We start from the raw sequence: 1,855 nt of genomic DNA, 5'->3' as shown, positions 1-1,855 counted from the left end.
TAAGAATCCGCGATGTTGGTTATAAAAGCTTCAGAAATACTGCTTATCCAGTTGGCGGAAATGTAACCTGCTGGCGGTGTAGCAACAGGTTGTGGCCTGTACATGGAATTATACCATACCATGGTGGTGGAATTATTTTTATAAAAACGTTTGGCCGGCAATTTATCGTAAGGTGGTTCCTGATGCATCATGCTGGTCATGGCAGCTTTTGTTTCTGCAATCCTTTTTCCAAGCAGGTTCCATCTTATGAGGTCATATTTACGGATACCTTCTCCGCCAAACTCCAGCCATCTTTCATTCATTACTGCATTGAAAAAGCCGGTTTTGTCCGTAGGTGTATTTCCTATTTTGGTTTCATTTCCCCTGTAAGCTCTTTTACGTACCTGCTCAAATGCGGCTATTGCCTCGGCCGTGGGCCCGTTCTTCAGTTCATTCTCCGTTTCCGCAAACATCAGCAATACATCTGCATAGCGTATTACCGGCCAGTTAATTCCACTGTACAGCGTTGGCGTGGTTAAAGGAATGGCGGGATTGGAAACCCAGTCCCTTCTGAATTTTCCACAGAATATGGACAGAAGCGCAGATGTGGATCCCGGAGTGTGCTGGTTAGTGGTTTTCACCGCATAATCGGCTCCCGTCACATCTTTGCGGGTATCAATTGAATCAAATGAATAATAATAACTGGGCACCAGTTTAATGGCGCCGTTACCGGTGGTTCCTACCGGCGGGCCTCCATCCGTTAACCGGCTGTCTGTTGCTCCCAATCCACCGGCGAGTGCCACTTCAAACAATACCTCCCCGTTTATCTCAATTTTATGCGCATCCAGGTAATCTTTAAACAGCGACTCGTAACCCGGGTTAAGCATATGTTTCCCGGAAGTAATAATATCCTGGCACTCATCTCTTGCAATCTGGTAATATTCCAGGTAATCCGGCCTGCGTTCCATCTTATTGGAATTACTTCTCAGAGAATAACCACCGCGGAATAACGCTATCTTGGCTCTGATAGCTTTTACACCGCCTTTGGTGATCCGCTCGTCTGCTGTTATGCCGGCTTCCCCCCGCCATGGCACCAGGTCTTCCGCGGCTTTAAGATCATTGAGAATATGTGCATAGATAGTATCGCGGTCTGTTTTGGGCATAAAAAGATCCGGCTGATCTATGGAAGGCGCAAAAGGCGCCGGCACATCTCCCCAGTTCCTGATCAGCTCAAAATAGAACTGCGCCCGCAATGTGAGTACTTCACCGTATAACCGTTGGAGTGCTTTCTTATCACTTTCACTCCCATTGGTATAGGCATCCATTTTGGGAATATTTTTTATACAGATGTTAGCGCCTTCAATACCTCCATACAACTGGTTATAAGGTCTTTCCAACTGTGCATTCTCCGGCGTTGCATTATAACGCGCCATTGCCTTCTGCCCGTTATCGCCGCCACCGGCAGCGCTGTTGCTGTATCCCAGCGATTCATCCTGGTCTACTGTATACATCAGCGATAAACGGGAGCCATAACCTTCCTGTCCGGCCAGGTGGCCATATACACTTATAACCGCACTGGTAGCAGAAGTTACGCTGCCAAACACATAGTTCTCATCAAACGAGGACTTTGGCGCTATTTCCAGGTAACGCCTGCAGGATGAGATCCCGGTTATTACAACCAGCAACATACAGAGGAAAAGCTGATTTAAAAGATATCTTGATTTCATGTTGTTAATATTTATTTCAGAGACCCCTTATAACTAAACAATCGTTTTACAATGTCAGGTTAAGGCCAAAAAGATACGCCTTGTTCCGTGGATAGGCCGAGTAATCCACTCCAGGTGTAACTGGTGTGGAACGAACCACATTTACTTCC

At 46.5% G+C, this 1,855-nt stretch carries 1 protein-coding gene; it reads right to left on the bottom strand.

Annotated elements, in window-relative coordinates; translation table 11 throughout:
- Positions 1 to 1,706: RagB/SusD family nutrient uptake outer membrane protein (locus VN105_RS22550; RefSeq protein ID WP_325644453.1), on the bottom strand; the 1,706-nt coding region annotated here is incomplete at its 3' end.
- Positions 1,707 to 1,855: the final 149 nt, after the last annotated feature.

It is taken from the genome of Chitinophaga sp., assembly GCF_035564935.1.
GTDB lineage: Bacteria > Bacteroidota > Bacteroidia > Chitinophagales > Chitinophagaceae > Chitinophaga.
The sequence above is the reverse complement of the archived record's forward strand: the minus strand, read 5'-3'. Positions and strand labels throughout refer to the sequence as shown.